The organism is Campylobacter sp. (genome assembly GCF_052170435.1).
In the GTDB taxonomy this organism is placed as follows: domain Bacteria; phylum Campylobacterota; class Campylobacteria; order Campylobacterales; family Campylobacteraceae; genus Campylobacter_A.
Genome location: NZ_JBQNAN010000039.1, coordinates 1 through 5,645 on the forward strand (window position 1 = coordinate 1; position 5,645 = coordinate 5,645).

The following is a 5,645-nucleotide window of genomic DNA, read 5'->3' on the forward strand; positions in this document are numbered from 1 at the left end:
ACGCTCTCTTCGTTTGTCGGACTTAAAACGAAGTCGTTTTCTTTGCGGTCCTTAAAGCGCAAAAGCTCCTTGCCGTAGACGTCAAAGCGTCCGCTCTCGCGCCAAAGATCCGCAGACGTAACGAAACTCATCGAGATCTCCTGCGCGCCCGCTTCGTCAAGCTCCTCTTTGACGATATTTTTTATATTTTCAAGCACTCGTTTGCCAAGCGGCAAAAAGTTGTAAAGTCCGCTGCCTACCTGCTCGGCGTAGCCCGCTCGGAGCAAAAATTTATGACTTGCCAGACTCGCGTCTTTTGGCGCTTCTTTTGCCGTCGGCGCGTAAAGTTTGCTAAATTTCATTCGTTCTCCCATTCAAATTCATTATTTTCTTCTTGCGGCGTTTGCTCCGCGATGTTAAAGATTTCCCCGACGGCTCTTAGCTGCGCTTCGCTTCCCGCAGCGCCCGCGAGGCTTTTTAGATTTATCGTCGGCGCGTGCAAAAATGCCCTAAAAACCTGATGTATGAGGCGGTACGCCTCCTCTTTGTCGCTATGTTTTAGATAGCCCTTTTTTAGGGCTTTTGCTAGCTCTCTCTGGGCGCACTCTTTAGCCTGTTCCCTGATGCCTTTGATTAGCGGCGTGACGGCTAGCTCGCGCAGCATTTGGAAAAACGCCGCCGTATTTCGCCCGACGATGCCGTATGCGATCTGCGCTTGCTCTTCGCGCAGGGCTAGGTTTTTATTTACGATCTCTTGCAAGTCGTCCACGGCGTAAATTTTGATATTTTCGCTCTCCGTGATCGCGATATCGCGCGGTACGGCTATATCAAAAAAGTAACGCTTAAACTCCTTAGACTCGACCATCGCGTCGATCAAGACGGGATGCGGCGCGGCGGTCGCGGAAAATATTATTTGATATTTATTTATGTACTGCGCTACGTTTGAAAGCGAGTCGTATTCGTTATTGTCCCCCAGCGTCAGAGCTAAATTTTTAGCGCGCTCTTTGTTTCGGCTGATGATTATCGTTCGCGCGCCGCTTGCAATTAGGTGCTTTGCGGCTAGCTCCGCCATCTCGCCAGCACCCACTATCACGGCGACCATGCCGTTTAGCGTACCGAAAATTTCTTTTGCCTTTGCCACCGCGACGCTTGAGACAGAGATCGGATTTTTGGAGATTTCGGTTTTGTTTCGCACCTCCGCCGCGCACTTAAAGGCAAACTCCATCGCCCGTCCGAGCTTCGCGCCGCATTTGCCGTTAGCGCGGGCAAATTTATACGCCTCTTTTAGCTGCCCCGCGATCTGCGTTTCGCCGATAACAAGGCTATCTAGCGAGCTAGCCACGGCAAAGAGATGATGCACGGCGCCGTTATCCTCGTAGATGTCGGCTCTGCTTTGCAGCTCCTCAAAAGGGATACCGCAGATGAGCGACATGCAGGCGATGATGTGCTTGCTAGCGCCTTCGACCGTCTTTACGCTAGCGATGATCTCGACGCGGTTGCAGGTGCTTAGCACCATGCACTCGTTGATGTTTTGGCTGGAGCTAATGAGGCGTAAAATTTCGTTTTTGCGCTCGATGTTAGAAAAAGAGAGCTTTTCGCGCACGGAGATATCGGTATTTTTGTGCGTAAAGCTCACGCTTGCGTAATGCATTAAAATTCCCTATCTATCATTGATTTTACGATACTTTCTAGGCCGTCTACGTTAAATTTTTCTACCGATTTTATCGCCTGCTCGCCTAAATTTTTCGCCGCTTCTATGCTTTTTTTTATCGCGCCCGTTTCGTTCATCTTCGCCCTCACCCAGCCTCGCTCGGCCTCGCTCAGATCTTTTTTAAACAGGCTTTTTAGCTTCTCTTTGTCCGCTTCGTTTAAGCTTTCGTAAAGATAAATGTAAGGCAGCGTCGTTTTGCCCTCTTTAAAGTCGCTAAAATTGGGCTTTCCAAGCGTTGCGGCGTCTTGCGTGACGTCTAGGATGTCGTCGATTATCTGAAAAGCTAGGCCTAAATTTTTACCGTAAATTTTAAAATTACGCGCGTCAAGTCCTGCCAGCATCGCTCCAACCGCGGCGGCGGCCTCGATCAAAACGGCGGTTTTGTAGTAGATCATCGTTTCGTACGCGGATTTATCTTCGTTAAATTTAGCCGAGAGATCCACGTCCATCATCTCGCCCACGCTTAGCTTGCTGACCGCTCCCGATATCTCGCCCGCGATCTCGTGCGGGAATTTCGACAGCTCGTAAAAGCCCTTCGAATAGAGGATATCGCCCAGCATCACGGCGTTTTTGGTGCCGAAGCTCGCGTTTATACTCGGGCTTCCGCGCCTAGTGTCGGCATCGTCTATCACGTCGTCGTGAAGTAAGCTAGCTAGGTGAATAAGCTCGATAATCGCGCAAATTTTGAGACTCTGCTCGCTTTCGCCCGCTATTTTTAAAAGCAGCTTAGAGCGCAGCTTTTTGCCCGAATTTATCCGAACAAACATCGCATTTGCAGGCTCATAGCCAAGCTCTGCGATAAAATTTTTCATTATCAGATCAATTTTTTCCATTTATGCTCACTTAAATTTTGCTTTTATCTGGCGTTTTGCGCGCTATTTTGAGCACCGCTCTGCTTTCTTGGCGGGTCCAAAAACTCCACGTCTACGCGCTGTTCGTCGTCGTTTATCAGCACGCGAAATTTCGCGACGCCTTGCTTAAAATCCTCAAAAACGAGATAAAGCGCGACGCGGTCGCTAGGCGGAAACTTGAGATCAGGTATCAAAGTCTGCTTATAGGTCTCAAGGCCGCGTCTTAGCGACATGACAAGCTGGCGAGGATAGTTTCGGTAGCGCGAATGCACGATGATATTCGTGTTATCAAAAAGCGTCCAACGAAAATCAAAGCTCTCGCGCTCGTCAGTGCCCTTTTTGGTTACGAAAACCCGCGCCCACTCGTCTTTTTTGAGCTCAAAAAGGTGCTCTTCCTCGAAATTTACCGCGCCAAAAACCAGCGATAAAAACAATGAAAATATAACGGCTATTTTACTCATTTTGACTTAAAATATCCCCACTAAGCCCGATATAAATGTCGTTTAGCCGCTCATTTATCAGGGTTTGATTTTGAGAAATAAACGAATTTTGCGCCGTTTCGTCAAATCCGTTTTTTTCGCAAAATTCGCTCATCGCGATAAATTTTTCAAAGGTTTTTTCAAGCTCGTTTTCGACTAAATTTTTGTTCGCGTTAAATAAAATTTCAAAGAATTTTTCTCTCGGACTTTGAGAAAATATATCATAATCCATAAATTTTAAAACCTTTCGCAACTCTTAAAATACATATTATTTTTTGTAAAATTTTACCTAAAATTATACGTACTATAATACGCTAAATTTTTATAACTTCTCGATGTATAGGGCTGCTTCAGCCACCGTAAAGACATTGTCGCAGCTCGGACTTTTGCTACCAAAGCCCCAACAAACGTTTAGATATCTCATATCCGCATTGCGTGCAGCAAGCTCATCTTTTTTACTATCTCCGACAAATATCGCTTTATCAAATTCGCCTGATTTTAATATCAAATTTAACATCGCTGGATCTGGTTTTTGAGGTATGTTTTCATCCGCTCCGACGATGAGATCAAAAAATTTAAATATCCCGCTTCTTTGTAAAATTTCATCCAAAGTATATCGCGGCGCATTGCTAGCTAGAGCGACGAAATGCCCCGCCTCTTTTAGTCCGGCTAACAGTCCTTCGACGCCCTCGTATGCCGCGGCGTATTTGCGGTAGTTTTTCTTAAATTTAGCTTCAAAGTTATCCCGCAGCTTCATATCAGGCTTATCGATACCGTAAAAATCAAGCCCCAAATTTCGCCCCGGCTCGTTTATGGCCTTTACGATAAACTCCGCCGCCAGATCGCCACGAAGCCCCAGCTCGCGCCGCACCTCGTTTACCGTCTCGCAGATAGCTTTTGCGCTATCTATGAGCGTGCCGTCCATGTCAAATATCACGCATTTCACTCTTCGTCCTTATATTTTTTTCTATGTTTTTCTTTTTTATACGTTTTTTGATTTTTTAGCTTTTCTAGCGCGTTGGCACAGGTTATTAGCTCAGCTCTCTCGCCGCCCTTTACGACCAAATTTACGAAATTTTCAAGAGATTTCGAGTAGGCGTTATCTAAAAAAACCGGCTCGATCTTGCGTAAAATTTCGGCGTTTTTGCCCACCCTAGCGCGAAATTCGTCCTCGTTAAAATCCTCTCTTTTTAGCGCGCTAATCGCCGCTTTTGCGAATTTTTCCAAGCCGCGCAGGTATTTTACGCGCTTAAATTTGTCGTTTTGTTCAGCCATTTTTTCCTTTCAAAAGCCCAATTATACCAATTTAAACTTTTAGCGGTTATAATGCGCGCAAATTTTACAAGGAGAAAAAATGCAAAAAGAGACGATCGCCACGCACTACGGCTACGACACCAAGGCTGGCCCGGGCGCCATGGCGGTGCCTATTTACCAGACTACGGCTTATGATTTCGGCAGCGCCGAGATGGCCGCGGCGAGATTTCAGCTAGAGGCCCCGGGCCACATCTACACGAGGCTCGGCAACCCGACGACGGACGTGCTAGAGAGCCGTATAGCAGCGCTCGAGGAGGGTTCGGCCTCTATCGTGACGGCCAGCGGTCAGGCGGCGATTTTCTACTCGATCGCAAATTTAGCCGCAGTCGGCGACAACATCGTCGTGGCAAAGAAAATTTACGGCGGCACGATGGTTCTTTTCATGCATACGCTTAAGCGTTTCGGTATCGAGGCGCGGGTGTTTGACAGCGACAGCGCGGACGATCTTGAAAATTTGATAGACGACAAAACGCGCGCGATATTTTTCGAGACGCTATCAAACCCGCAAATCGCAATCCCGAATTTTAAAAAGATCGTCGAGATCGCGGACAAGCACGGCGTCGTAACGATCGCCGATAACACCGTGCCTACGCCGATCATTTTCCAGCCGCTAAATCACGGCATCGACGTCGTCGTGCATAGCGCAAGCAAATATATCTGCGGCCAGGGCCTAAGCCTAGCGGGCGCGGTCGTAGCTAGCAAAAATTTAAACGCCAAACTAGTCGGCAACGCCAGATACGCGCACTTTAACGAGCCTGACGAGAGCTATCACGGGCTAGTTTACGCTCAGATGGCGGACAAATTCGACATCTACACGCTACGCATGAGGGTGGCTTTGGTGCGCGATATAGGCGCTACGATCTCGCCTTTTAACTCATGGCAGCTCATCCAGGGGCTTGAGACGTTAAGCGTTCGTATCGAGAGACACTCGCAAAATGCGCGCAAAATCGCCGAGTTTTTAAACTCGCACAAATACGTAAAACGCGTAACCTATCCGATGCTAAAAAGCGACTCGGAGCACGAAAAGGCGCAAAAATACTTCAAAGACGGCATGGCTAGCGGGCTAATGTGCTTTGAAACCGATAGCTATGAGCGCGCCGTAAAGATGCTCGGAAAGGTAAAGCTCTTTAAAATCGTCGTAAATATCGGCGACTCAAAGTCGCTCATCACGCACCCGGCCTCCACTACGCATCAGCAGCTCTCCGCCGAGGAGCTAACGAAAGCCGGCATAACAAAGGAGCTAATCAGAATCAGCGTCGGCCTAGAAAACGCAGACGACCTCATCGCCGATCTCGCGCAGGCTTTGGAGTA

At 47.9% G+C, this 5,645-nt stretch carries 7 protein-coding genes and 1 pseudogene; 1 reads left to right on the forward strand and 7 read right to left on the reverse strand.

What is annotated here, in order from left to right; translation table 11 throughout:
- The 7 genes and pseudogenes from ACTTJF_RS09710 to ACTTJF_RS09740 form a co-directional block, all read right to left on the reverse strand.
- Positions 1–341, reverse strand: a pseudogene (locus ACTTJF_RS09710) (proline--tRNA ligase); the annotation flags it as partial.
- Entirely contained in the window at positions 338–1,630 is a 1,293-nt protein-coding gene (gene hemA, locus ACTTJF_RS09715) for a glutamyl-tRNA reductase (protein WP_442551790.1), read from the reverse strand. The pseudogene ACTTJF_RS09710 and the gene hemA, both read right to left, overlap by 4 nt.
- Positions 1,630–2,523 carry a polyprenyl synthetase family protein gene (locus ACTTJF_RS09720; protein WP_442551791.1) on the reverse strand — a complete coding sequence of 298 codons (894 nt, stop codon included), beginning with the start codon at positions 2,521–2,523 and terminating at the stop codon, positions 1,630–1,632. Before ACTTJF_RS09720 ends, hemA begins: the two co-directional genes overlap by 1 nt.
- Positions 2,524–2,546: 23 nt before the next feature.
- Positions 2,547–3,002, reverse strand: coding sequence for a hypothetical protein (locus tag ACTTJF_RS09725; protein ID WP_442551792.1), 456 nt, complete (start codon positions 3,000–3,002; stop codon positions 2,547–2,549).
- The gene (locus tag ACTTJF_RS09730; RefSeq protein WP_004321218.1) at positions 2,995–3,252 is read right to left on the reverse strand and encodes a DUF2018 family protein; all 258 of its coding nucleotides are present in this window, start codon (positions 3,250–3,252) and stop codon (positions 2,995–2,997) included. Before ACTTJF_RS09730 ends, ACTTJF_RS09725 begins: the two co-directional genes overlap by 8 nt.
- A gap of 90 nt (positions 3,253–3,342) precedes the next feature.
- Complete coding sequence (locus ACTTJF_RS09735; protein ID WP_442551793.1) at positions 3,343–3,966, reverse strand: HAD family hydrolase; 624 nt, start codon at positions 3,964–3,966, stop codon at positions 3,343–3,345.
- The gene (locus ACTTJF_RS09740) at positions 3,963–4,295 is read right to left on the reverse strand and encodes a hypothetical protein (protein WP_314350103.1); all 333 of its coding nucleotides are present in this window, start codon (positions 4,293–4,295) and stop codon (positions 3,963–3,965) included. The genes ACTTJF_RS09735 and ACTTJF_RS09740 overlap by 4 nt, the downstream gene beginning before the upstream one ends.
- Before the next feature lie 79 nt (positions 4,296–4,374).
- On the opposite strand from ACTTJF_RS09740, the gene ACTTJF_RS09745 reads away from it, so the two are divergent.
- Positions 4,375–5,645 (forward strand): O-acetylhomoserine aminocarboxypropyltransferase/cysteine synthase family protein (locus ACTTJF_RS09745; RefSeq protein WP_442551794.1); only part of this gene is annotated, 1,271 nt, incomplete at its 3' end.

Bases quoted from the DNA above. Each gene is read 5' to 3' on its own strand.
- ACTTJF_RS09730 (WP_004321218.1), bottom strand. From the start codon at position 3,252: ATGGATTATGATATATTTTCTCAAAGTCCGAGAGAAAAATTCTTTGAA.
- hemA (WP_442551790.1), bottom strand. From the start codon at position 1,630: ATGCATTACGCAAGCGTGAGCTTTACGCACAAAAATACCGATATCTCC.
- ACTTJF_RS09725 (WP_442551792.1), bottom strand. From the start codon at position 3,002: ATGAGTAAAATAGCCGTTATATTTTCATTGTTTTTATCGCTGGTTTTT.
- ACTTJF_RS09740 (WP_314350103.1), bottom strand. From the start codon at position 4,295: ATGGCTGAACAAAACGACAAATTTAAGCGCGTAAAATACCTGCGCGGC.
- ACTTJF_RS09720 (WP_442551791.1), bottom strand. From the start codon at position 2,523: ATGGAAAAAATTGATCTGATAATGAAAAATTTTATCGCAGAGCTTGGC.